This window comes from Maricurvus nonylphenolicus (genome assembly GCF_042854845.1).
Classification (GTDB): domain Bacteria; phylum Pseudomonadota; class Gammaproteobacteria; order Pseudomonadales; family Cellvibrionaceae; genus Maricurvus; species Maricurvus nonylphenolicus.
Genome location: NZ_AP031498.1, coordinates 21,414 through 43,780 on the forward strand (window position 1 = coordinate 21,414; position 22,367 = coordinate 43,780).

At 48.5% G+C, this 22,367-nt stretch carries 26 protein-coding genes; 17 read left to right on the forward strand and 9 right to left on the reverse strand.

Annotated features, from left to right (window positions below):
* The first annotated feature begins 88 nt into the window (after positions 1 to 88).
* The 4 genes from ACGHZ6_RS00090 (at position 89) to ACGHZ6_RS00105 (ending at position 2,813) form a co-directional block, all read left to right on the forward strand.
* Positions 89 to 655, forward strand: coding sequence for an L-threonylcarbamoyladenylate synthase (locus ACGHZ6_RS00090; RefSeq protein WP_390619213.1), 567 nt, complete (start codon positions 89 to 91; stop codon positions 653 to 655).
* 76 nt (positions 656 to 731) lie between these two features.
* Positions 732 to 1,646 carry an oxygen-dependent coproporphyrinogen oxidase gene (hemF, locus tag ACGHZ6_RS00095; protein WP_390616722.1) on the forward strand — a complete coding sequence of 305 codons (915 nt, stop codon included), beginning with the start codon at positions 732 to 734 and terminating at the stop codon, positions 1,644 to 1,646.
* A 12-nt stretch (positions 1,647 to 1,658) separates the two neighbouring features.
* A complete protein-coding gene (gene aroE, locus ACGHZ6_RS00100) occupies positions 1,659 to 2,480 on the forward strand; it encodes a shikimate dehydrogenase (protein ID WP_390616723.1) in 822 nt (273 codons plus the stop codon).
* A gap of 15 nt (positions 2,481 to 2,495) precedes the next feature.
* Positions 2,496 to 2,813, forward strand: coding sequence for a c-type cytochrome (locus ACGHZ6_RS00105; RefSeq protein WP_390616724.1), 318 nt, complete (start codon positions 2,496 to 2,498; stop codon positions 2,811 to 2,813).
* Positions 2,814 to 2,875: 62 nt separating this feature from the next.
* On the opposite strand, the gene ACGHZ6_RS00110 is transcribed toward ACGHZ6_RS00105, so the two are convergent.
* A complete protein-coding gene (locus ACGHZ6_RS00110; protein WP_390616725.1) occupies positions 2,876 to 3,421 on the reverse strand; it encodes a gamma carbonic anhydrase family protein in 546 nt (181 codons plus the stop codon).
* 60 nt (positions 3,422 to 3,481) lie between these two features.
* Between ACGHZ6_RS00110 and prlC the strand changes: the two genes are divergently transcribed.
* Together prlC and ACGHZ6_RS00120 are read left to right on the forward strand one after the other, a co-directional pair.
* Positions 3,482 to 5,509 carry an oligopeptidase A gene (gene prlC, locus ACGHZ6_RS00115; RefSeq protein WP_390616726.1) on the forward strand — a complete coding sequence of 676 codons (2,028 nt, stop codon included), beginning with the start codon at positions 3,482 to 3,484 and terminating at the stop codon, positions 5,507 to 5,509.
* A 33-nt stretch (positions 5,510 to 5,542) separates the two neighbouring features.
* A complete protein-coding gene (locus ACGHZ6_RS00120; protein WP_390616727.1) occupies positions 5,543 to 5,791 on the forward strand; it encodes a YheV family putative zinc ribbon protein in 249 nt (82 codons plus the stop codon).
* Positions 5,792 to 5,796: 5 nt separating this feature from the next.
* On the opposite strand, the gene ACGHZ6_RS00125 is transcribed toward ACGHZ6_RS00120, so the two are convergent.
* Together ACGHZ6_RS00125 and ACGHZ6_RS00130 are read right to left on the reverse strand one after the other, a co-directional pair.
* On the reverse strand, positions 5,797 to 6,471 hold the full coding sequence (locus ACGHZ6_RS00125) for a hypothetical protein (RefSeq protein WP_390616728.1): 675 nt from the start codon (positions 6,469 to 6,471) through the stop codon (positions 5,797 to 5,799).
* A 234-nt stretch (positions 6,472 to 6,705) separates the two neighbouring features.
* Entirely contained in the window at positions 6,706 to 8,046 is a 1,341-nt protein-coding gene (locus tag ACGHZ6_RS00130) for an MATE family efflux transporter (protein WP_390616729.1), read from the reverse strand.
* Positions 8,047 to 8,502: 456 nt separating this feature from the next.
* On the opposite strand from ACGHZ6_RS00130, the gene coxB reads away from it, so the two are divergent.
* The 4 genes from coxB to ACGHZ6_RS00150 all read left to right on the forward strand — a co-directional run bounded on the left by coxB (position 8,503) and on the right by ACGHZ6_RS00150 (position 12,784).
* Positions 8,503 to 9,648, forward strand: coding sequence for a cytochrome c oxidase subunit II (gene coxB / locus ACGHZ6_RS00135; RefSeq protein WP_390616730.1), 1,146 nt, complete (start codon positions 8,503 to 8,505; stop codon positions 9,646 to 9,648).
* Positions 9,649 to 9,650: 2 nt separating this feature from the next.
* Complete coding sequence (gene ctaD / locus ACGHZ6_RS00140) at positions 9,651 to 11,201, forward strand: cytochrome c oxidase subunit I (protein ID WP_390616731.1); 1,551 nt, start codon at positions 9,651 to 9,653, stop codon at positions 11,199 to 11,201.
* Positions 11,202 to 11,232: 31 nt separating this feature from the next.
* Complete coding sequence (locus ACGHZ6_RS00145) at positions 11,233 to 11,802, forward strand: cytochrome c oxidase assembly protein (RefSeq protein WP_390616732.1); 570 nt, start codon at positions 11,233 to 11,235, stop codon at positions 11,800 to 11,802.
* A 70-nt stretch (positions 11,803 to 11,872) separates the two neighbouring features.
* On the forward strand, positions 11,873 to 12,784 hold the full coding sequence (locus ACGHZ6_RS00150; RefSeq protein ID WP_390616733.1) for a cytochrome c oxidase subunit 3: 912 nt from the start codon (positions 11,873 to 11,875) through the stop codon (positions 12,782 to 12,784).
* A gap of 21 nt (positions 12,785 to 12,805) precedes the next feature.
* Here ACGHZ6_RS00150 and ACGHZ6_RS00155 read toward each other — a convergent pair whose 3' ends face one another.
* Entirely contained in the window at positions 12,806 to 13,030 is a 225-nt protein-coding gene (locus ACGHZ6_RS00155) for a DUF2909 domain-containing protein (RefSeq protein ID WP_390616734.1), read from the reverse strand.
* Between the two features lie 79 nt (positions 13,031 to 13,109).
* On the opposite strand from ACGHZ6_RS00155, the gene ACGHZ6_RS00160 reads away from it, so the two are divergent.
* The 6 genes from ACGHZ6_RS00160 (at position 13,110) to ACGHZ6_RS00185 (ending at position 18,357) form a co-directional block, all read left to right on the forward strand.
* Complete coding sequence (locus ACGHZ6_RS00160; protein ID WP_390616735.1) at positions 13,110 to 13,904, forward strand: SURF1 family protein; 795 nt, start codon at positions 13,110 to 13,112, stop codon at positions 13,902 to 13,904.
* Complete coding sequence (locus ACGHZ6_RS00165; RefSeq protein WP_390616736.1) at positions 13,901 to 14,560, forward strand: SCO family protein; 660 nt, start codon at positions 13,901 to 13,903, stop codon at positions 14,558 to 14,560. The genes ACGHZ6_RS00160 and ACGHZ6_RS00165 overlap by 4 nt, the downstream gene beginning before the upstream one ends.
* 29 nt (positions 14,561 to 14,589) lie before the next feature.
* Positions 14,590 to 15,621 (forward strand): heme A synthase, encoded by a 1,032-nt coding sequence (locus tag ACGHZ6_RS00170; protein ID WP_390616737.1) that lies wholly within the window; start codon positions 14,590 to 14,592, stop codon positions 15,619 to 15,621.
* Between the two features lie 5 nt (positions 15,622 to 15,626).
* Positions 15,627 to 16,550: a heme o synthase gene (gene cyoE, locus ACGHZ6_RS00175; protein WP_390616738.1), complete on the forward strand. Its 924-nt coding sequence runs from the start codon at positions 15,627 to 15,629 to the stop codon at positions 16,548 to 16,550.
* A 24-nt stretch (positions 16,551 to 16,574) separates the two neighbouring features.
* Entirely contained in the window at positions 16,575 to 17,276 is a 702-nt protein-coding gene (locus ACGHZ6_RS00180; RefSeq protein ID WP_390616739.1) for an SCO family protein, read from the forward strand.
* Between the two features lie 130 nt (positions 17,277 to 17,406).
* The gene (locus tag ACGHZ6_RS00185; protein ID WP_390616740.1) at positions 17,407 to 18,357 is read left to right on the forward strand and encodes a hypothetical protein; all 951 of its coding nucleotides are present in this window, start codon (positions 17,407 to 17,409) and stop codon (positions 18,355 to 18,357) included.
* Here ACGHZ6_RS00185 and ACGHZ6_RS00190 read toward each other — a convergent pair.
* Genes ACGHZ6_RS00190 through ACGHZ6_RS00205 form a run of 4 tightly spaced genes read right to left on the reverse strand, consistent with a single transcriptional unit; the run spans position 18,354 to position 20,735 of the window.
* Positions 18,354 to 18,632 carry a peptidylprolyl isomerase gene (locus tag ACGHZ6_RS00190; RefSeq protein ID WP_390616741.1) on the reverse strand — a complete coding sequence of 93 codons (279 nt, stop codon included), beginning with the start codon at positions 18,630 to 18,632 and terminating at the stop codon, positions 18,354 to 18,356. The two genes, ACGHZ6_RS00185 and ACGHZ6_RS00190, sit on opposite strands and share 4 nt — an antisense overlap.
* Before the next feature lie 31 nt (positions 18,633 to 18,663).
* Complete coding sequence (gene znuB / locus ACGHZ6_RS00195; RefSeq protein WP_390616742.1) at positions 18,664 to 19,455, reverse strand: zinc ABC transporter permease subunit ZnuB; 792 nt, start codon at positions 19,453 to 19,455, stop codon at positions 18,664 to 18,666.
* Positions 19,448 to 20,236, reverse strand: coding sequence for a zinc ABC transporter ATP-binding protein ZnuC (gene znuC, locus ACGHZ6_RS00200; RefSeq protein WP_390616743.1), 789 nt, complete (start codon positions 20,234 to 20,236; stop codon positions 19,448 to 19,450). Before znuC ends, znuB begins: the two co-directional genes overlap by 8 nt.
* Positions 20,229 to 20,735, reverse strand: a complete 507-nt coding sequence (locus ACGHZ6_RS00205; protein WP_390616744.1) for a Fur family transcriptional regulator — start codon at positions 20,733 to 20,735, stop codon at positions 20,229 to 20,231. The genes znuC and ACGHZ6_RS00205 overlap by 8 nt, the downstream gene beginning before the upstream one ends.
* Positions 20,736 to 20,812: 77 nt before the next feature.
* On the opposite strand from ACGHZ6_RS00205, the gene ACGHZ6_RS00210 reads away from it, so the two are divergent.
* Positions 20,813 to 21,652 carry a metal ABC transporter solute-binding protein, Zn/Mn family gene (locus ACGHZ6_RS00210; RefSeq protein ID WP_390616745.1) on the forward strand — a complete coding sequence of 280 codons (840 nt, stop codon included), beginning with the start codon at positions 20,813 to 20,815 and terminating at the stop codon, positions 21,650 to 21,652.
* Between the two features lie 111 nt (positions 21,653 to 21,763).
* Here ACGHZ6_RS00210 and ACGHZ6_RS00215 read toward each other — a convergent pair whose 3' ends face one another.
* Positions 21,764 to 22,033 (reverse strand): hypothetical protein, encoded by a 270-nt coding sequence (locus ACGHZ6_RS00215; protein WP_390616747.1) that lies wholly within the window; start codon positions 22,031 to 22,033, stop codon positions 21,764 to 21,766.
* Positions 22,034 to 22,367 lie beyond the last annotated feature (334 nt).

Here is a 22,367-nt window from a genome sequence, read left to right on the forward strand (position 1 = left end):
TGAACAGTTAAGCTACATTCCCGCGCCTTGGTATACTTACCTACCTATTTTTATCTTCCCAGGCGATTACCGAAAGAGAAGTAGCATGATGGACTGGTCCCAACACCCCAAAATTCAACGCGCCGCTGAAAACCTGATTCAGGGTGGTGTGATTGCATACCCTACCGAAGCTGTTTGGGGTTTGGGAGCGGCTCCGGATAATGAGCATGCGGTATTAAAAATCCTGGCCCTTAAAAATCGCGCCGAAGAAAAAGGCCTGATTCTGGTTGCTGCCGATATCGAACAGTTTGAACCCTACCTGGACGGATTAACCACCGAACAACGCCAGTTATTAACGGAAACCTGGCCTGGGCCAAATACCTGGTTGGTACCCCATAATGGCACTGCACCGGATTATATTCGTGGCCGCTTCGATTCTGTGGCTCTGCGGGTATCGGCTCATCCGGTGGTTGCAGGCCTGTGTCGTGCTTTTGGTGGCCCAATTGTTTCCACGTCGGCCAATCCGCAGGGTATGCAGCCAGCCCGACACGGTTTTCAGGTACAGCGCTATTTCCGCGGCCAACTTGATGACGTTACACCGGGTTGTGTGGGCAAATCTGCTAACCCGACCCAAATTCGTGATTTGATCACTGGCGAGATTTTACGAGCCAGTTAACAGGGGCGTAGAATAGACGCCCTTATGTCCCTTCTTTCTAAACACTAAAATTAATCACTAAGCCGCGAGATGATGTATGAGTCAGCCTGATAAAGCTGCTGTAAAAGCCTACCTGCTTAAACTGCAAGACAGTATTTGTGACGCCCTGGCCGCAGAAGACGGCGGCGCCAGCTTTGTTGAAGACAGTTGGCAGCGGGAAGAGGGCGGCGGGGGCCGTTCACGGGTGTTGACCGATGGTGCTGTGATTGAAAAGGGCGGGGTTAATTTTTCCCATGTGCACGGTACTCAAATGCCCGCTTCGGCCACGGCCCATCGCCCGGAATTGGCTGGCCGCTCTTTTGAGGCCATGGGCGTATCCCTGGTGATCCATCCCAAGAATCCCTATGTGCCTACCAGTCACGCCAATGTACGTTTCTTTATCGCTGAAAAAGAAGGCGCTGATCCCGTATGGTGGTTTGGCGGCGGATATGACCTGACACCTTATTACGGCAATAAAGAAGATTGTCGTCACTGGCACCAAACCGCGTTCGATGCCTGCCAGCCGTTTGGTGAGGATATTTATCCGCGTTTTAAAAAATGGTGTGATGATTATTTTTATTTGAAGCATCGTGATGAGCCTCGCGGTGTCGGCGGCCTATTCTTTGATGACCTCAACGAGCTGGGTTTTGAAAAGAGTTTTGCCTTTATGCAGGCAGTTGGTGATAGCTATGTGGATGCCTATCGCCCGATTATGGCCAAGCGCAAAGACATTGCATATGGTGAACGTGAGCGCGAGTTCCAGCTCTACCGTCGCGGTCGCTATGTGGAATTTAATCTGGTGTTCGATCGCGGCACCCTGTTTGGACTGCAAACCGGGGGGCGCACTGAATCTATCTTGATGTCGCTGCCGCCGTTGGTGCGCTGGGAGTACGACTGGCATCCGCAACCTGGTTCGCCAGAATCTGAACTCTATGATATCTATTTAAAACCCTGTGACTGGCTAGAGGCTTAAGGATAAGAGTTGATGGATCAGTATGCAGTATTTGGCAATCCGATTGCCCATTCCAAATCCCCCCAAATACATAGCCTGTTTGCCGAGCAAACCGCTCAGCAATTGGAGTACAACAAACAGCTGGTGGAAACCGATCAGTTTGCCGCAGCTGCCAATGCATTTTTTCAAGGTAATGGCCGTGGTTTAAACATCACGGTGCCATTTAAATTGGATGCCTTTGAATACGCTGACAAGCTGACCGAACGCGCACAGCGCGCCGGAGCGGTAAATACCTTGGCAAAGCAGGATGATGGCTCTGTGCTGGGTGATAACACCGATGGCCAAGGTATGGTTAGTGATATCACCGATAACCTGGGTTGGTCGATTGCTGATAAGCGCATTTTAATTCTGGGTGCCGGTGGTGCTGTACGTGGGGTGTTGCAACCTCTATTAGCGCAGCAACCCTGTGAAGTGGTGATTGCCAATCGCACGTTGGCCAAAGCGATTCAGTTGGTGCGCGAGTTTAAAGATCTGGGCAAAATAAAAGCCTGCAGTTTTGACGACCTACCTGGCCTACAGTTTGACCTCGTTATAAATGGCACTTCGGCCAGTCTGGCTGGTGATCTGCCACCGCTACCAGACTACCTCTTAAGTGATAATGCTTCTTGTTACGACATGATGTATGCTGCAGATCCTACGGTATTTTTGCAGTGGGCGATGGATCAAGGTGCTGCGCATAGCGCCGATGGGCTGGGCATGTTGGTTGGGCAAGCGGCAGAATCGTTTGCCCTTTGGCGAGGCGTTAAACCGGCAGTGGCACCGGTAATTACCGAACTGAGAAAACAATTAGGTTAGGAATTAAGTTATACCATGAAGTCAGTATGGATAGGCGTGATTGCAGCGCTAACATTATCAGCAGCTGTTCAGGCAGAAGATGTTGTCGAAGGCCAGGCGCTTTACCAAAAACACTGCGCCATGTGTCACGGTCCCAAGGGCCTTGGTGATGGCCCTGCGGGTAAGGCTCTGAAGGCTGCTAATATTGCCGAGGAAATTGAAGAGCACAAAGGTGATGAGGCTCACCTGATTGAAGAGGTCATGGAAGGCGAAGGCGCCATGCCTGCCTGGAAAGGTGTTTTATCGACCCAACAGGTTAAAAATATTCTGGCCTATATCAAAGGCATTCAATAAAACCCATTTCTTTTTTGCAAAGACAGCAAGCATGGCTTGCTGTCTATCCCTCAGTTTGTACCCTATTTATTTTGTTCAGCTATATGCTGGTCTTTCAACTTGGCGTAGTTGTTCGCCGAGTAAGTAAAGAAAGAACGCTCTTTATCCGATAAGGGGCGGGCTTGTTTACAGGGACTGCCTACATATAAAAAGCCACTTTCCAGGTGTTTACCCGGTGGGACCAGGGTGCCTGCGCCGATGACAACTTCATCTTCAATAACGGCACCATCCATAACGGTGGAGCCTACTCCGACTAAAATCCGATTGCCCAGGGTACAGCCGTGCAGGGTAACGGAATGGCCGACAGTGACATCGTCACCGATAGTCAACGGCCAGCCGTCCGGGTTAAAGGGACCGGCGTGGGTAATATGCAGCACGCTGTTATCCTGAATGCTGCTGCGTTCTCCGATGCGGATACGGTGCATATCTCCACGAATCGTCACCATGGGCCAGACGGAAGAATCGGCGCCAATTTCAACATCACCGATAATCACACAGGCGGGGTCAATATAGGCTGTCTCGTGAATAACCGGGGTTTTATCTTGGAAACTACGTATAGGCGATGTCATCAATCTGGCTCTCAAAGGTGTATCATAGAGGGATTATGAAGGACATGACCCCGTATCGCTATGAATAATCCCCTACTAGAAGACAACGTCTTGCCTGCGTTTGACAAGATCGACAATAACCAGATTGAAGACGCTCTGGATGCCCGTCTTAATGCCTGCCGCCAGCAGGTGGAATCTCTGGTTGATAAGCCGGTAACCTGGGATAGCCTAGTGGCGCCACTGGAGGAGGTGGATGACCTGTTAGCCCAGACCTGGTCGCCGGTAGGCCATCTGAATGCGGTGATGAACTCCGATGAGCTGCGGGATATTTACACCCGCTGTCTGAGCAAGCTCACAGAGTATTCTACCGAAATGGGCCAGCACCAGGGTCTGTATCAAGCTTACCAGCAGCTGGCGGACAGTGATGAATATCAACAGTTAAACCAGGCCCAGAAGCAGGCCGTTGATAATGCTTTGCGAGACTTTCGTCTGGCTGGTGTTGCATTGCCGGAGGCAAAGAAACAGCGCTATGCAGAAATCAAAAAGCGGCTATCGGAACTGAGCACTAATTTTTCCAACAATGTACTGGATGCGACCCAGGGCTGGACTAAATTGTTGGACAGCGATGACGAGCTGGCGGGTATGCCTGATACGGCGCTGGAACAAGCGCAGCAGGCAGCTAAAGACCAGCAGGGTTATTTGCTGACCTTGAATATGCCATCCTATTTAGCGGTAATGATGCACGCGGACAATCGCGAATTGCGTGAAGAGGTTTATACCGCGTTTAGTACACGGGCTTCCGATCAGGGGCCCCAGGCGGGTAAGTGGGACAATGCTCCACTGATAGAAGAAATTTTGTCCCTGCGTCACGAATTGGCCCAGCTGCTGGAGTTTGGTGATTACAGTGAGCGCTCTTTAGCAACCAAAATGGCCGAAGAGCCACAGCAGGTTATCGATTTCTTACAGCAGCTGGCAGAAAAATCGAAGCCACAGGCTGAACAGGAATTGGCTGAGTTGGCAGAATTCTCCAAAACTACCCTGGGGATTGATGAGTTACAACCTTGGGATGTGACTTACTGCGGTGAGAAATTACGCCAGCAACAATACAGTATTTCTGAAGAGGCCTTGCGGCCTTATTTCCCTGTAGAAAAAGTTATCGAGGGCTTGTTTGCTGTTACCGCTCGCCTGTTCGGCATCAGCTTTGAGAAAGAAGACAGCGTTGCCACATGGCATCCGGATGCCAGTTATTATCAAGTTCATCGGGATGGTAAAACCATTGCCGGTTTCTACTTTGATTTATTCGCCCGTGAAAACAAGCGCGGCGGCGCCTGGATGGATGATTGCCGCGTGCGTCGCCTCAGTACAACCGGTGAGCAGCAGTTACCTATCGCCTATTTAACCTGCAACTTTACGCCTCCGGTGGGAGATACACCGTCGCTGTTAACCCACAATGAAGTGACAACGCTGTTTCACGAATTTGGTCACGGTTTGCACCATATGCTGACCGAGATCAATGTTGCAGCCGTCAGTGGTATTAATGGGGTGGCCTGGGATGCCGTGGAATTACCCAGTCAGTTTTTGGAAAACTGGTGTTGGGAAAAAGACGTTATCCCTTTGATTTCCGGCCATTACCAAACCGGTGAGCCACTGCCGGGTGATATGTTGGATAATCTGCTGGCTGCAAAAAACTTTCAGTCAGCCATGATGATGGTGAGGCAGTTGGAATTTGCCCTGTTCGATTTCCTGTTACATCGCCAATATGATCCTCAAAACCCTGAATCGGTGCAGGCAGTGTTGGATCGCGTAAGGCAACAGGTTGCGGTGATTATTCCCCCGGCGTTTAATCGCTTCCAAAACGGTTTTAGTCATATTTTTGCCGGTGGTTATGCGGCGGGTTATTACAGTTACAAGTGGGCCGAAGTTTTATCGGCGGATGCCTATTCCCGTTTCGAAGAGGAAGGTATTTTCTCGCCTGAAGCGGGTAGTAGTTTCCTGTCTGAAATTCTGCAGCAAGGTGGCTCAAAGCCAGCTATGGATTTGTTTAAAGCGTTTCGTGGTCGTGAACCGCAAATTGATGCGTTGTTACGGCACTCGGGTATACAAGGCTAATCTTTGTATTTCCCCTAGAGGTAAGAGGTAGTTATGGCATTTAATAAAAGTCGGCGTTTTATTGCCGGTGCAGTCTGTCCGCGTTGTTCAGAGATGGACAAGGTCGTCGTGTTTAACGAAGACGGTAAAGATTACCGCGAGTGTGTGGCCTGCGGTTATAAAGATGAAATGCATTTTAGCCCGCAGGTTCGCGAACTGGATACACGGGTTAATCAGGTTGAAGAAGAGGTGAAGGCGGAAACACAAGTGCTACAGTTTCCGCCCTTAAACGACGATAAATAAAGAAGTTAATGCAGAGCGTTAGGCGTTGGCTCGGAAAAATTCAGGTTAATAGCCAAGTCTCCGGCTAAACACGGCCAGCGCTCTAGCTCTTCAGCCCAACCTCTGTGCCGATGCTCTTCGGCATACTGCTGAAATTGTTCGGTAGAAAATACCTTGTCCTGGTTCATCAAAACTTCTACGGAGTACTGCACCGCCATATCCAATTCATTGGCAAAAGGTTCACCAATTAAATGGTGAATAATTAAATTGGAGCGGGTCATATCCATGGGGGCCAGAGGTATGCCACAGCGGCCAATAAAACGGTCATTGATTTCCTCCATTAACCGATGGGCCAGATAGGCTTCATCCATTAACGCATCCATGCCGGTGTGACCTTCAATAATCGTTGGTGGTTGTAGAAAGTAGTCTTTAGCGATTTTCAGAAAAACACTGGCATGCTCGTACAATCCTGCCTGCTCGGTAAGATCACTAATTGCCTCGATAAAATCCGGTACATGTTCAATATAACGGGTGACAAAATCTGCCAAGGTATTTACTGAATCTTCTTCGGGCAATTGAATCGCATCGTGCAACTGTGGCAGCTGCTGTCTTAACAGGTTGTGCAAATGCTCAGTCTTTTGTTCCTGAAGCTTCGCCATATTAATCGTTTGTCGAATGGCGTCCACGTCGTGAGTATCCATATATTTAAAGGCGTAAAACAAAATCGTTGTTATTGTAATAGCGCTGCCGACATCTATCTGGAGCTTGGTGGCCGGTGATAATGCGATCCACAAATTTACGGAAATGTGGGATCAAGCCGGAGGCTAACAATAGCGCTCAAAAAAGCGCCTGTCACCTAATAAAAGGTAGATGAAAACCTAATAAAAACAAGGTGGAGCTAATACTAAATAGCTATATATTGGAGCCATGAAACCTTATTTAGTTTCATGGGCTACACCGTTAACGGCAGTAACAGGCGGAATAATGTGAGTAATTTGTAGTCCCAGACAAACACCACGGGCCAGGTTAAAGACGGTGAATGCCAGCCATAAACCATGATTACCCCAGTGTTGGGTAAACCACCACAACGGAAAGAACACCCCTGCAGAGGCTATCAGCATGGCAATCAACATACGCTGGGTTTGCCCTGATCCTATAAAAACACCATCCAGCCAATAGGCCCATACCGAGACTAAGGGCAGTAGCAGAATCCAGATATAAATCTGCTGTAACTCTAAAATAACCGTTTCAATATCTGTAAATAAGGTGATTAACCACGGCTCGGCCAATAAAAATAGCAGCGTAAAAACTACCGTTAATCCAACGGACCAGGCACCTGTTGTCAACAGTGCCTGTATAAAACTGCGTCTTTGTTTAGCGCCCACTGACTGGCCGATAAGGGCTTCGGAAGCATGGGCGAAGCCGTCGAGTCCATAGGAGACAAAAAGCAATAATTGAAACAGAATGGCATTTGCTGCCAGGGTATTTTCCCCCAGTTGTGCGCTCTGGGCATTAAAGAACGCAAAGGTAAATAGCAGGCAAGCCGTGCGTAAAAACAGATGGCTATTTAGTTTTAACAGCTGTTTGTATTCGCTTAGCAAAAACACTTTTGGCCAGTCAATCAAGGCAGGTTTTAGCAGCTTGCTACGCAATACCAGATAAATACCAATCACACTACCGCAGGCTTCGGCTATAGCACTGGCCAGGGCGGCACCGAAACTACCCATATCCAGACCGATAATAAACCAGGCATCCAAAACGATATTGATGAGATTGGTAGTAACCAACATGACCAGCGGCGCACGGGTATTTTGCAACCCGATAAACCAACCGATCAAGGTCAGATTAAATAATATTGCAGGGGCACTTAAAAAACGCACATGACTGTATTCGGCTGCACCTACGGCAATCTCTGGCGGTGGATCCATTAATTCTAACGTCAGGCTGATTAGCGGTGCCTTACACACAATTAACACCAGACCCAAAACCAGCGCGAGCAGTGCGGCTTGCATAAACAGTGTGTTGACGGCGAGTTTGTCTTCGCGTCCCCAGGCCTGGGCCACCAGACTGGTAGTCCCCATACGTAAAAAACCAAAGCCCCAAAATACAAAACTGAGAATACTGGCGCCCAATGCCACTGCACCTAGGTGTACGGGAGAGTCCAGATGACCGAGGATGGCGGTATCCACCAGACCCAGCAACGGAATTGAAATATTACTGAGAATCATTGGCCAGGCCAGAGACCAGACACGACGGTGGTCGAGGTTGAGGGACATCAACGAGCTCTTCTCCATCTCGGTAAAGTGAAAAAATTCAGGGCGCGTAACTGTGCGCCGGGAAGTTTTTTTTGTAAAGCTAAACCGCTCTGGATCCGGTGTATATAGGTCGTATACGCATTTTTAGGTATTCACAAAGTAAATAAGCCGTTGACTTCTTATAAGCTCTATGGCTATCTTGAAAGTGAAGTAGTAGTTGCGACAATTTGCCGCAGTTGTTGGATGTACCACTAGGACGTCGACAGGCTTGCCGGTTACCTTGCCTTAAAACCCCCGTGATGTTTTAAGCAGGTCGCACTTGCTGTATCAGTGTGATGGCATTGCTGTGCCCGACGCCCCGGTGAAAACGGTAGGGATTTACTATTTATCCAAGCTAGTATTGGGATAGTACCGTGTGCACCAACCGTATGTAGTAAGAATAAAACTTATAAGTTAACTACACGGAGACAAAGGGCGATGTTGAGAAGAGCGAAAAGGCTGTTCGCCTGGTCGCTTGGCCTTGCTGTACTGATGAGTAGTCATCAGTTACTGGCCGATGAGGTCGAGCGCTGGGGGGTCAATATGACCCAGGGCGTAACCCCAGTAAGTCGTGATGTCTACGGCCTTCACATGGATATATTCTGGTGGTGTGTCGGGATCGGTGTCGTGGTATTTGGTGTTATGTTCTACACCATGATTGCACACCGCAAATCACAAGGGGCGAAAGCGGAAAACTTCCACGAAAGCACTACCCTGGAAATTATCTGGACGGTCATACCGTTTTTGATACTGATCCTCATGGCAATTCCTGCCACCAACTCCCTGATTAAAATCTACGATACCAAAGAAGCTGAGCTGGATATTCTGATTACCGGTTATCAGTGGAAATGGAAATATGATTACGTTGGGCAGGATGTCAGTTTCTTCAGTAACCTGAGCACGTCCCAAGACGAAATTTATAACCGGGCGCCGAAAAATCCAAACTACTTGCTAGAGGTGGATGAAGCGCTGGTCATTCCCGTCAAAAAGAAAGTACGTTTCCTGATTACTGCCAACGATGTTATCCACGCCTGGTGGGTACCTGAGTTGGCCGTGAAAAAAGATGCGATTCCTGGTTTTATCAACGAGTCCTGGACCTACGTTGAAGAGCCGGGGGTTTACCGCGGTCAGTGTGCTGAGCTCTGCGGTAAGGATCACGGCTTTATGCCCATCGTAGTTAAAGCGTTGCCGCAGGAAGAATACGATCAATGGTTGCTGGCCAAGCGTGAAGAGGCGGCCAAGCTGAAAGCGTTGACTGAAAAAACCTTTAGTTTTGACGAGCTTTATAGCAAGGGTGAAGAGCGCTACGCGGTTTCCTGTGCGGCTTGTCATGGCCCTAACGGTGAAGGTGGTGTGGGTCCTGCGATTGCCGATAGTGGTATAGCCACCGGATCTCTGACAGATCATCTGGATATGGTGGTCAACGGTAGCGCGGCTAACCCGATGATGGCTGCTTACGGACCGCAGCTTTCAGAGGTGGATATTGCTGCGGTGATTACTTATCAGCGTAACGCTTTTGGCAACGAGATGGGGGATGCTGTGCAGCCCATCGATGTGTTGAAGTTTAAGCAAGGAGGGCAGTAGTCATGGCTCACGGTCCTGCAAAAGGGTTTACCCGGTGGTTATACACCACCAACCACAAAGACATTGGCACTATGTATTTGTGGTTCAGCTTTGCCATGTTCTTACTGGGCGGTGTATTCGCCCTGGTCATTCGCGCCGAGCTGTTTGAGCCGGGTCTACAAATTGTTGATCCCGATTTCTTTAACCAGATGACCACCATGCACGGCTTGGTGATGGTGTTCGGGGCAGTGATGCCAGCCTTTGTCGGGTTGGCAAACTGGATGATTCCGATGATGATCGGTGCGCCGGATATGGCACTGCCGCGGATGAACAACTGGAGCTTCTGGATTCTGCCATTTGCTTTCGCCATGTTGTCATCCACATTGCTGATGGAGGGTGGAGCCCCCAACTTTGGTTGGACATTCTATGCCCCGCTTTCCACCACCTACGCACCACCCAGCGTAACCTTCTTTATCTTTGCCGTGCATATTATGGGCGCCAGTTCCATTATGGGGGCGATCAATATCATCGCTACCATTTTGAATATGCGCGCGCCTGGCATGACTCTGATGAAAATGCCGCTGTTTGTGTGGACCTGGTTGATTACCGCCTACCTGTTGATCGCTGTGATGCCGGTATTAGCAGGTGTAGTGACCATGATGCTAATGGATATTCACTTCGGTACCAGCTTCTTTGATGCCGCTGGTGGTGGTGATCCGGTGCTGTTCCAGCATGTGTTCTGGTTCTTCGGACACCCGGAAGTTTACATCATGATTTTACCGGCCTTCGGTATTGTCAGTGCGATTATTCCGACCTTTGCCCGCAAGCCGTTGTTTGGTTACGCGTCTATGGTATACGCCACCAGCTCGATTGCTTTCCTGAGTTTTATCGTATGGGCCCACCATATGTTTACGGTGGGCATGCCAATTGCCGGTGAGCTGTTCTTTATGTACGCCACCATGCTGATTGCTGTGCCTACAGGGGTGAAGGTATTCAACTGGGTAACCACTATGTTCAAAGGCTCCATGACCTTTGAAACGCCTATGCTGTTTGCGATCGCCTTTGTGATTCTGTTTACCATCGGTGGTTTCTCCGGCTTGATGTTGGCGATTGCACCGGCGGATTTCCAGTATCACGATACCTACTTTGTGGTGGCTCACTTCCACTATGTGCTGGTACCTGGTGCCATCTTCTCGATCACCGCAGGTGTTTATTATTGGCTGCCGAAGTGGTGCGGCAATATGTATAACGAGACCATGGGCAAAACCCATTTTTGGATGGCGTTCCTTGGTCTTAACCTAACCTTCTTCCCTATGCACTTTGTAGGGCTGGCGGGTATGCCGCGTCGAATTCCGGACTACGCGCTGCAGTTTGCCGACTTCAATATGATTGCCAGTTGTGGTGCCTTCCTGTTTGGCGCGGCACAGATCCTGTTCCTATTTAACGTGATTGCCACTATTCGTGCCGGTCGCAAGGCAACTGATGAAGTGTGGGAAAACCCGGAAGGGCTGGAGTGGACAGTGCCTTCTCCGGCGCCTTATCACACCTTCAGTACACCTCCGGAAGTTAGGTAGCTGATAGGGCGTGAAAAGGAATTGATCATCGATGAGCCAACAGCAAATACAAACAGATACTAAACGTCTTAGCCTAAAGCTGGGCGGGGTGGTTGTGGTTATGTTTGTATTTGCTATTTGGGTAATGCCCCCGTTGTATAACCTGTTTTGTGAAGTCACAGGCCTCAATGGTAAAACGGGCGATAAGTACGAAGCGGTAGACATTGCAGTGGATACCAGTCGTACGGTTACCGTTCAGTTTTTGGCGACCAATAATGAAAGCATGCCTTGGAGGTTTCGGCCTGAACTTGCATCGATTGAAGTTCATCCTGGGCAGGAAATGGAAATAAATTACATTGCCAGTAATCCCACGGCCAGAGATATGGTGGGACAGGCAATACCCAGTGTGGTGCCATTTAAGGCTGCTGAGTATTTCCACAAAACCGAATGCTTTTGCTTTAATCAGCAACCGCTGAAATCGGGCGCCACCGCAAAATTACCACTGCGCTTTATTGTTGATCAGGATATACCCGCTCAAGTGCACACAATAACCTTGTCCTACACTATTTTTGATGTCAGCGATAAGTTCTCGGATGTAGCGCTTGTGGCAATCGGATTGTAAAAACGCCGCCTGGCGCTTTTGCGCTGGCGGCACATAATAATATGGAACATAACAAAACGGGGTAGTAACAATGGCAGGTGATTATTACGTTCCCGAGCAAAGCAAGCTCCCCATCTTTGCATCGCTTGGATTGTTCTTAACAGTGTTTGGCGCCGCCAACTGGATTAATGGTGTCGATACTGGACCGACGATTTTCTTCTGTGGCGCTTTGTTGTTTGCCTATGTTCTGTGGTGCTGGTTTAGTGCCGTCATCAATGAAAATATGGCGGGCATGAACAGTGCGCAGCTTAAGCGCTCCTATGTCTGGGGTATGGGCTGGTTTATTTTTAGTGAAGTCATGTTCTTCGCTGCGTTCTTCGGTGCACTTTACTATGTACGTACGTTTGCCTTGCCGTGGCTCGGTGGCGAAGGCAGCAATGCATCCACCAATGAACATTTATGGCAGGGCTTTGAAGCCGCCTGGCCTCTGATGACAACTCCGGATATGGCTGCACATGGTGATGCTGCCAAGGTCATGGGTCCAGAACAAAGCATGAGTTACAGCACAGTCGATAATATTTTTGGCTGGCTGCCGTTCTGGAATACCGTCATCCTGCTCACCTCCAGTGTCACCGTGCATTTTGCCCATACCAGTTTAAAGAACGAGAACCGCAAAGGCTTTAATGCCTGGCTCGGCTTAACCGTTTTGCTGGGTATCATTTTCCTGGTCTTACAGGTCGAGGAATATTATGTCGCCTATACCCAAATGGGGCTGACACTGGAGTCCGGTATCTACGGTACAACCTTCTTTATGCTAACCGGTTTCCACGGTGCCCATGTAACCTTGGGAACCTTTATGCTGCTGGTGATGTGGCTGCGCTCTGTCTTAAAAGGCCACTTCAAGCATGATGATTGTTTTGGTTTTGAATCGGCCAGTTGGTACTGGCACTTTGTGGATGTGGTTTGGGTAGGTCTCTTCCTGTTTGTTTACATTCTGGGATAGAGAGCCAAAAACTTGGGATACTCAAATGCGAGTATCCCAAGGGGCTGTACTGGAAAGAATACCGGCCTGGAAACCGTAGAAGATACAAATCAGTAACAGAGCAGCAAGGCCGATGCGAATTCCCAGGGCATAAAGTGTACGTTTGGATTCTGGGGCGCCGAAGTCTTTAAGCAAAAAAACCAGCGCACTGCTCAAGCTGGCAAGCACAGCAAGAAAGAGAATAACAATAATAACTTTTAGCCACATTGGCGTTTAACCTCCGCTGTAATATTTATTATTTTAGGTTGTGGTGTAGAGGTAACGAGTCGAGGTAGAGGTCACCGTGATGCAAAGCAGCAATAACGCTAACGGTAGTAACACTGAATACTGTGAAAAGCAGTACCCAAACACATTTCAACTAACACCGAACTGGAAGCTTAGCGTGTTTGCGGTGTTATTTCTGCCACTTTTTATCAGCTTGGGATTTTGGCAACTAAACCGCGCTGATGAAAAGCAAGAATTCCTGGATGCGTTTAACCATCAGCAACAATTACCTGCGATGTCTCTTGGCGAATATGTAGCCATAAAAGAACCTCAACCTTATCGTCAACTTACCCTGCAAGGAAAATATGATCAGCAGCGCTATTGGTTATTGGAAAATCAGGTTCAGCAGGGGCGTCAGGGGTATCGTGTAATCGTTCCTCTATCGGCAGTAGATGGGGAAGCATACAAAACCGTTCTGGTCGACCTGATGTGGGTAATGGCTCCCCCAAGGCGTGAGCAGTTACCTCAGGTCACTATTCCTAAAACAGCTCGTATTAGCGGTTATTTAAAACAACCTGGCGATAACCCGTTACTTACCTATCTGCCTGAGACAGACAGCTGGCCGCAACGAGTTGTTGAGTTGGATATCGACGCTATGGCAGACCAATTAGGTGTAGAGGTGCTGCCGGGGGTATTACATCAACAACAAGGTGTAGCGCCAGTGAATACCACACCAGAAAAGCATCAAGGGTATGCATGGCAATGGTTTGCCATGGCAATAGCCCTTGCCATGGCGACACTGATCGCAAATACCAATATAACAAGTTTGCTGCGCAAACATTCCAATAACGCATCAACACATGTGAATTCACTATGAGAGTTGAAACAGAAAATCATCAGGATGCATCTGTAACCACGCAAACGGCGATTGCAGATAGACGCAGTAAAATCATGGCATGGATGGTGATCGGGGTTATCACTGTGCCAATGCTGGCAGCCTATGTAATTTTTAAAACGGGTTTGGGTATTCCCACAGGGACAGTTAATAAAGGCGATTTAATTTTGCCTGCGACATCGATAGAAAGTCTCGAAATATCGAATACTGAAAACCAGGTGGTAGATTGGTTGCAGACGCCTTCTGCGGGATTCAAATGGCGTTTGATAGTTGTAGGTGATGGTCGTTGTGATGAAATTTGTGAGGCTCAGCTTTATAAATCCAGGCAGGTTCATAAGCGTCTGGCGGATAAGGCACGTCGCGTTGAGCGCATTTACTTATCGACAAGTCCTCAAATAGATCCAGCGTTTGCAGAATTACTACAGTCTGAATATCCACGTATGTCGGTAGGTCAGGTGGACCAAACCGCTGTGGAAAATCTGTTTGTGGCTACCAATCAGGCTGATGTGAGCAGTGGCGAAAAAATTCTCGTCGTTGATCAACAGGGATACGCGATGATGACCTATGCCGAGCATCACACCGGTGGTGAAATGCTTGATGATATGAAGCGTTTATTGAAGTATTCCTACGACGGCTAATCACCATAAATCAACGGGGTTTCTTTTTTATGCCTAGTTCTTCAACCTATTTTCGACTCGCCATCGCTGCTACAGCGTTGGCAGTAGTCGTTGTGATGTTAGGTGCATTTACCCGTTTGGCTGATGCTGGATTGGGCTGTCCCGATTGGCCTACCTGTTACGGTCATCTGTGGGTTCCGACAACCGAGGCGGAGATTGCCCAAGCCAATGCGGTCTTTGCGGATACACCGGTAGAAACCGATAAAACCTGGCCGGAGCAAGTTCACCGTATTGTTGCTGGTACCTTGGGGTTAATGGTTTTGGGACTGGCAATTTGTGCCTGGCGAGAAAAAAATATACCCGGTAGACCACAGAAACACGCTTATGTGCTTTGTGTATTAATTGTGATTCAAGCGCTGTTTGGTATGTGGACGGTGACATTAAAGTTATGGCCGCAAGTAGTAACTGCGCATTTACTCGGTGGCTTTGCAACACTGAGTTTGCTGTGGTTAATGGTTCAGCGTTTGGGCGGTTACCAGTGGAGCTTTCAAGGTTTGGCTCAATTAGCGAATGTTAAGCGCTGGACTGTAATTGCGTTGCTGGTAGTGACCGTGCAAATTTTATTGGGTGGCTGGACCAGCTCCAACTATGCTGCACTTGCCTGTGTCGATTTACCGACCTGTCAGGGATATTGGTTGCCGGACATGAATTTTGCTCAGGGTTTTGATGTGATGCAGCAGATTGGACCTAATTATCTGGGCGGTAATCTTGATAACGAAGCGAGAACCGCTATTCATTTTAGTCACCGGATCGGTGCAATTATTACCACTGTTGTGGTTCTGTTGTTGGCGTACAAATTGTGGTGCCTCAATCATCCTGATAGCCGTCGTTGGGCATTGGCGTTGGCGGTGGTGTTGTTTGTTCAAGTGGGCTTGGGTGTAACAAACATATTGGCTCATATTCCGCTACCGGTCGCGGTAGCTCACAATGCCGTAGGCGCACTACTACTATTAACAGTGATGACAGTGATGCATCGCTTATACACACTTAAGCCTGAAAAAATAATAAGCGAAGAGGGGTAGATAATATGAGCAAATCTATAACAACAGCGCTCAGTACCGAATCAGCCAGTTGGCGGGACTACCTGGAATTATGTAAACCCAATGTAGTTGCCCTGATGATTCTAACCTCAGCCATCGGCATGTTTTTGGCCGTACCGGGTATGGTGCCCTGGGATGTGTTGATTATTGGTAATTTGGGGATTGCCCTCTGTGCAGGCTCGGCGGCAGTGGTCAATCATGTTGTTGATCGCCACATTGATCAGAAGATGATTCGCACACTCAATCGACCTGTCGCCAAGGGGCGGGTAGAACCCTGGCAAGCCTTAACCTTTGCGTTGGTGACTGGTGTTACTGGCATGGCACTGCTGCTGGCTTTTATCAATCCTCTTACCGCCTGGTTAACGCTGGGATCGCTATTGGGTTATGCGGTTATCTACACGTTGTTTTTAAAACGCGCCACGCCACAGAATATTGTAATCGGTGGTATTGCCGGTGCTGCACCTCCATTATTGGGTTGGACAGCGGTTACCAATGAAATAGGCGGCCATGGTTTGTTGTTGGTGCTGATTATTTTTGCCTGGACGCCACCGCACTTTTGGGCGCTGGCTGTTCATCGTAAAAATGATTACGCCAAAGCGGATATTCCCATGCTACCGGTTACCCATGGTGAGCGTTATACCAAAATCCATATTTTGTTATACACACTGATTTTATTTGCGGTGTCCTTACTGCCCTTTGCCACCGGCATGATGAACGGTTTGTATTTATTGGGCGCTGTAGTGTTGGGTGCAGGTTTTATTTACTGGTCGGTCGTGCTGTTATTGGACAAGCATCCCCAGGCGGGCATGGAAACCTTTAAGTATTCCATCATTTATTTGATGGCCTTATTTGTCATTATGCTGCTGGATCATTATCTGTTTCCGGTAACGGTTCCTTTTAGTTTGCAATAATCACATTAACAGAGAGCTGGTTCCATGAACGATCAGGTATCTTCTGCCTATACCGAGAATGCCCCGCAGAGCGTCGCGTCTGTTAACAGTCGGCAGCGAGGTGTGCGTTTTACTATTTTTGTGCTTTGTGCATTTATGCTGACGGTGATGTTGTTGTTTATCAATAAAATCACAACTCCGCGGATTCTCAGCCCACTGGAAATGACAGCCAATGGTGCACATATCTTTGATAAAGGCAGGATACTGAAAGATGTCAGCCTGATCTCAGAGCAGGGCACTGCCGTTGGCATTGATGTGTTTAAAGGGCAATGGAGCCTGGTCTTTTTAGGTTTCACCCACTGCCCGGATATCTGCCCAACGACACTGGCTACTCTGCGGGATACTTACCAGAAGCTTCGGCCTGATTTTCGTGAGCAGTTACAGGTCGTGTTGTTAAGTGCAGACCCCCGTCGCGATACGGCGGAAGTACTGCAACCCTATATTCAACACTTTGATCCAGACTTTAAGGCCTTAACCGGAGAGTTTCTGGAGGTTAAACGTTTGGCCAGCCAGTTGAATATGACGTTCGTAAAGGTCAAGCAGGAGCAGGGCTATACTGTCGACCACAGTGTCAATATCGCTATTATTAACCCCTATGGCCACTACCAGGGCTTTATTAAGCCGCCGCTGGAAAGTAGCCGGGTTCAGTTGGTCATGCAGTCGGCAATGTCCCTATGGCAGGACTGATCTAGCACAAGTAGTCACATTCCACTCATAGTGTTTTACCCGGTCGCCCTTTATAATAGGCCAAATTTTAATCATAAAGGCCTTATAAAGGCGGGGTAAGCATGGCAGTTGCCATGTGCTGGGGTAAAACATGATTTCTTTTGGCAATAAGAAAAAGCAGAAAACCAACGCTAAGGCGTCAACATCTTCCAGCCAGTCTGGCGCAGAACAAGACAGCAACGGTCCCAGCCGTCGTCAGCAAATGCAAGCCCTGCAACGTATGGTCAATGCCGTCAAAATTGGCAGTCGCATTCGCTATCACCAGGAATATGAAGAAGCCAGTGTGCTGGAAAGCCTGGTGATTGGTTATCGCATCAATAATATCTCTCTCTATCGCCAATCAGATATCCAATTTGAGGAAGATGATGGTATTACCCGTGTGCTATTGCAAACCGAAATTGGTCAGGAGCGCTTTGCCCGCATAGAGTCTATGCAGCTGATTGTGCCCGGTGCCATTGGTGAAGAGCGCAAGCTGGATTACGATTCCCGCGCGACCCTGGGGCGCCGCGGTCAGTTCGCGCCTAAATCGAAACTGGTTTTGATGTCCACCAACTTCAATACAGAACATCTTAAACTGGATGTTGTGGTTGAAAGGAACCTTAAGCTTACCGACGGCGTGCACACTGGATTGCAAGTGGCCTACCTTGATGTGTTGATGGGCACACTCTCCAGACATGAACCGCGACAATTTACCCGTGTCGCCGTGAGTTTGCCGGTGACCGTCTGTAAGAATGGTACAGAGCAAGTATTACCGGCGACCTTGCTGGATTTCTCGGAGAAATCTGTGCGACTAACCCTGGACCCCGCCAAGGATCTTTGGCCGGAGTTTGGTAAAAAGGATTTCGCGTTAATTGGCCTTAAGTCGTCCATGGAAAAACCCATGGTGAAACTGCAAGCACAGTGTATCGAAGTACGTGGACAGGAAAGAATTTTTGAGATGACCCATATTCAGCGTCAGGGCAGCGCCAGCCCCATCGAAATGATCGATGTGCTGGAAATTAAAATCGATTTAATGAATCGCGCTGAGTCAACTCTGAATTAATCCCTAAAAATCACCTCAACCAGGTGGAAGCCGAACTGACTTTTTATCGGTCCGTGAACCTGGTTGGTGGGTTTGCGGAAAATAACGTTATCGATCGGCTTTACCATTTGCTTGGGGCGTACTTCACCCAAGTCTCCGCCACGCTTGCCAGAGTTGCAGATAGAATGTTTTTTGGCGAGCTTGGCAAAGTCTTCACCTTTGGCCAAACGCTGTTTCAATTTTTCAGCTTCCGCTTGGGTTTTTACCAGTATATGGCGTGCCAGGGCTGTAGGCATGTTAAGGACTCTGGTTTACTCTCAATTCAGCTTAAGTTGATACGGGCTGTGGCTTAAGCAGGCTTAGACAAAAGATCACACTGCAGCATAAAACTATCGACGGGCCTGCAGGTGTATCAATCAAATAGGATAATCCCAGGCCGCCAGTCACCGCAATGCACCCCAGTACACTTGCCATAACCGCCATCTGTTCCGGTGTATGGCTTAGGCGTCGACTCGCTGCTGCCGGAATAATTAACAGTGCAGTAATTAAAAGTACACCGACCACTTTCATGGCCACAGCAATCACCAGCGCCATTAACAACATCAGACATGTACGGACAAAGGTCACTTTAATGCCTTCAACCCGTGCCAGTTCTTCATGAACAGTAATCGCCAGTAGCGGCCGCCAGAGGGCAATAACAATAGGAATAACAATCAAACCGGTGATCGCAATTGTGATCACGTCTTCCATAGAGGCGGCCAGTAAATCACCAAACAGGTAGGCATACAAATCAATACGGCCGTCGCCAAATAAGCTGACGGCGATTAATCCCATTGCCAGGGTACTGTGCGAGAGAATGCCCAACAGGGTGTCGGTGGCAATTTCGCGATTGTTTTGCAAAACAACCAATACCAGGGCTAAAGAAAGACAGCAGAGGGTAATGGCCAGGTTAATATTGATGGACAGCAGCAAGCCAATGGCAACACCCATTAATGCGGAGTGGGCCAGGGTATCGCCAAAATAGGCCATGCGGCGCCAAACGGCAAAAGAGCCCAGTGGGCCGCTCATCACTGCAACGCCATAACCAACCAGTAGTGCAAATAAAATAAAATCAGGCACGATGTTGGTCCTTGTTGGGGCAGTCGCCGGTGTGAGAGTGCTGGTCGCCACAGACAACATCACCGTGTATATCATGGCTGTGATCATGGTGATGGGTATACACCGCAATGGCGGGGTGGGCGCTACGGCCAAACAGCTCTAAATAGGCGGGGTCGTTGCTGACACTTTCCGGGTGGCCTTGGCAGCAGACATGTTGGTTTAAACAAATCACACTGTCAGTGGCAGCCATCACCAGGTGCAAATCATGGGATACCATCAAAACGCCGCAACCGGTTTGATGGCGTATTTGGCCGATTAATTCATACAGCTCAGCCTGGCCAACCACATCGACCCCTTGTGCTGGCTCGTCGAGAATAAGCAGGTTGGGTTTACGTAGTAGTGCACGAGCCAGTAACACCCGCTGGGTTTCTCCACCTGACAATCGTTGTATAGGGCTCTTGGCAAGGTGCGATATTCCCACGTGTTGTAGGGCGTCAGCGACTTCCCGTTTGTTGGCTCCGGTTAAGCCTAAAAAGCGCTGTGCCGTCAGCGGTAAACTGACTTCAACATGCAGCTTCTGCGGCATATAGCCAATACGCAGATCTGAATGTTGAACGACCTTGCCGGTTGTAGGTTGAATTAATCCCAGCAAGGCTCTTACCAGTGAGGTCTTTCCCGCACCGTTTGGACCAATCAGGGTGACTATTTCCCCAGGGTTGAGACTCAGATTGATATTGTCGAGGATCGTACGTTCGCCAAACTGCAGGCAGAGTTTTTCACATTGCAATAACGCATCAGGCATTCGCAGCTGACTCCTGACAGCTTACACACAGGCCCACTAATTCAACGGCTTGTGAAGACACGGTAAAACCATGGTCTTTGGCGGTATCGCTAACGGCCTGCTGGAACTGATTGTTGTTAAACTCGATGGCAACACCACACTGTTGGCAAATCAGGAAATTATTAGGGTGCCCTTCATTAGGGTGAGTACAGCCAATAAACGCATTGAGTGAATGGATTCTGTGAATTAATTGTTGCTCGAGCAGGAAATCCAATGCTCTATACACAGTAGGTGGCGCCACCCTTTTGGTGGACTGACTGGCGAGCATATCCATCAAGGCATAGGCACCAAGTGGTTTGTGGTTTTGCCAAATGAGTGTCAGGACCTGCTCGCGCAGGGCGGTTAATCGAGCGCCGTTTGCCAGGCAACGATCACGGGCTGTTTGCAGGGCTGTCTCAATACAGTGTTCATGATCATGTTGGCGACAGGCCAAAGGATGATTGTCTGAAAGCGTAGCCATATTATCCGCGCTGAGAGTCCAAAAATGTTATTATATAACACAGCTGTGCTTTTCTGGCGTTTAGGTTTGTCTTTAATATGTTCCGTGTTATTGCCGCAGTCTGCGGCCTCTTGTTCTCCTTCCATGTAATTGCAGAAAAACCCCTGCAGGTTGTTACCAGTATTCAGCCCTTGGCCCTTATTGCCAAGACGGTGTTGCCGTCTGAAACGCAATATCGGGTGTTAGTGCCAAATGGGGGAAACCCCCATAGCTATGCTCTCAAGGTTTCCGATCGACAGGCCATTGCTAATGCAGACTTGGTGTTGTGGATTGGCCCACAGATGGAGCGTTTTCTGGCAAAAGTGATGAAACAGTCAACTGCGCCGTCGATTGCTATGGCAGAGTTGGACTCTGTAACCTGGCCTGAAGAATCCCATAACGAAGAGGTTTCACATCACCATGGTCATGACCATAGCGGCCAGGATATGCACATGTGGCTCAACCCTAATAATGCCTTGGAACTTGTGGCTGCGATTGGTCGGGTTTTGGAGGTTAATGCAGGTAATGGAGTAAACACCATAGCCTCTCTGGACAAGAGTGTTAGTGAGCAGTTACATGTTCTGAAAGATTTGAACTATGGCGTTTATCATGACGCCTATAGCCACTTTACTGCCCATTACCGTTTGTCTGATCCTATTGTGGTGAGCCCTGGTGAAGATAGTCGTCCCGGGGCCAGGCATTTGCACAAAATCCGTCAACAGTTAAAGGGTGGGGACTGTTTGTTTGTTGCTCCCGGCCAAACTAATGGTTTAAGTCTTCAGGTGAGTCGCGCTGCGAATATACCTTTGGTGAAGCTCGATCCTCTGCAGGCAGATAGCTATACACAGCTAATTACGGCAATGGCTGATGCGTTTGTGGAGTGTGGAACGGGGAAATAAGGGAGAAAAAAGAACCCCGTACCGGTAACAAAAGGGAGGAGAGTGAGAGTAGCCGGTACGGGGAAGAGCGATGAAAATAAAGAGAGAGTTTAAACCTTTAAAACTATTGCCTTACTGATACAGTTTGGCTTCGAGCATCTCGGCCATACGCTGTTCCAGTTTTGCATTCAATTTGTCGTTAGCGACTTCAACCTGCTTAGAAAGCGCTTCATCGTTTACGTCGATTTCAACAGCTTTCAATGCTGGCTGGGCGGCCCAGCTAGCGGCAACGCCAGTCTCTGCAACAGCGACTGCAACGTTGGTGTAGTGTGAACCAGCCTTATTCGCAAAAGCGCCTTGAGCAAACAGTGCGATAACTAACAGAAAACCAAGCTTTTTCATTGTGCGGCCCTCCGTGAAGGTGGCTAATTGCAAGTTTGCCGGCCTTGGAACCGTCAAACCGTGTGTTAAGTGTCTCAAGGAACGTTGTTGTTACCTTGTGTTACTCATGGTAACAAAAAATTTTGGGTAACGCCAACTGTTTTTTGATCAATTTGTTACTAAAAGTGCAAAAAGTGTGAATCAGTTACACAAAACAGGGGTAACACTACAATATATGGTGTTACTCATTGGGTGGTAACACTATCTGTTGAATATGAACTTTTTATCTTATTTTTGTTACTGCACAGGTTACGGCACAGAAAGCAGCTAGATATCGAACTTGGAGCTCCATATA

Bases quoted from the DNA above. Each gene is read 5' to 3' on its own strand.
- ACGHZ6_RS00170 (WP_390616737.1), top strand. From the start codon at position 14,590: ATGCCTAGTTCTTCAACCTATTTTCGACTCGCCATCGCTGCTACAGCG.
- ACGHZ6_RS00125 (WP_390616728.1), bottom strand. From the start codon at position 6,471: ATGGATACTCACGACGTGGACGCCATTCGACAAACGATTAATATGGCG.
- ACGHZ6_RS00190 (WP_390616741.1), bottom strand. From the start codon at position 18,632: ATGCCTACAGCCCTGGCACGCCATATACTGGTAAAAACCCAAGCGGAA.
- ACGHZ6_RS00130 (WP_390616729.1), bottom strand. From the start codon at position 8,046: ATGTCCCTCAACCTCGACCACCGTCGTGTCTGGTCTCTGGCCTGGCCA.
- prlC (WP_390616726.1), top strand. From the start codon at position 3,482: ATGAATAATCCCCTACTAGAAGACAACGTCTTGCCTGCGTTTGACAAG.
- aroE (WP_390616723.1), top strand. From the start codon at position 1,659: ATGGATCAGTATGCAGTATTTGGCAATCCGATTGCCCATTCCAAATCC.
- ACGHZ6_RS00180 (WP_390616739.1), top strand. From the start codon at position 16,575: ATGAACGATCAGGTATCTTCTGCCTATACCGAGAATGCCCCGCAGAGC.
- ctaD (WP_390616731.1), top strand. From the start codon at position 9,651: ATGGCTCACGGTCCTGCAAAAGGGTTTACCCGGTGGTTATACACCACC.
- ACGHZ6_RS00205 (WP_390616744.1), bottom strand. From the start codon at position 20,735: ATGGCTACGCTTTCAGACAATCATCCTTTGGCCTGTCGCCAACATGAT.
- ACGHZ6_RS00145 (WP_390616732.1), top strand. From the start codon at position 11,233: ATGAGCCAACAGCAAATACAAACAGATACTAAACGTCTTAGCCTAAAG.
- ACGHZ6_RS00090 (WP_390619213.1), top strand. From the start codon at position 89: ATGGACTGGTCCCAACACCCCAAAATTCAACGCGCCGCTGAAAACCTG.
- ACGHZ6_RS00155 (WP_390616734.1), bottom strand. From the start codon at position 13,030: ATGTGGCTAAAAGTTATTATTGTTATTCTCTTTCTTGCTGTGCTTGCC.
- ACGHZ6_RS00215 (WP_390616747.1), bottom strand. From the start codon at position 22,033: ATGAAAAAGCTTGGTTTTCTGTTAGTTATCGCACTGTTTGCTCAAGGC.
- ACGHZ6_RS00150 (WP_390616733.1), top strand. From the start codon at position 11,873: ATGGCAGGTGATTATTACGTTCCCGAGCAAAGCAAGCTCCCCATCTTT.
- znuC (WP_390616743.1), bottom strand. From the start codon at position 20,236: ATGCCTGATGCGTTATTGCAATGTGAAAAACTCTGCCTGCAGTTTGGC.
- ACGHZ6_RS00120 (WP_390616727.1), top strand. From the start codon at position 5,543: ATGGCATTTAATAAAAGTCGGCGTTTTATTGCCGGTGCAGTCTGTCCG.
- coxB (WP_390616730.1), top strand. From the start codon at position 8,503: ATGTTGAGAAGAGCGAAAAGGCTGTTCGCCTGGTCGCTTGGCCTTGCT.
- ACGHZ6_RS00105 (WP_390616724.1), top strand. From the start codon at position 2,496: ATGAAGTCAGTATGGATAGGCGTGATTGCAGCGCTAACATTATCAGCA.
- ACGHZ6_RS00160 (WP_390616735.1), top strand. From the start codon at position 13,110: ATGCAAAGCAGCAATAACGCTAACGGTAGTAACACTGAATACTGTGAA.
- ACGHZ6_RS00185 (WP_390616740.1), top strand. From the start codon at position 17,407: ATGATTTCTTTTGGCAATAAGAAAAAGCAGAAAACCAACGCTAAGGCG.
- ACGHZ6_RS00110 (WP_390616725.1), bottom strand. From the start codon at position 3,421: ATGACATCGCCTATACGTAGTTTCCAAGATAAAACCCCGGTTATTCAC.
- cyoE (WP_390616738.1), top strand. From the start codon at position 15,627: ATGAGCAAATCTATAACAACAGCGCTCAGTACCGAATCAGCCAGTTGG.
- ACGHZ6_RS00165 (WP_390616736.1), top strand. From the start codon at position 13,901: ATGAGAGTTGAAACAGAAAATCATCAGGATGCATCTGTAACCACGCAA.
- ACGHZ6_RS00210 (WP_390616745.1), top strand. From the start codon at position 20,813: ATGTTCCGTGTTATTGCCGCAGTCTGCGGCCTCTTGTTCTCCTTCCAT.
- hemF (WP_390616722.1), top strand. From the start codon at position 732: ATGAGTCAGCCTGATAAAGCTGCTGTAAAAGCCTACCTGCTTAAACTG.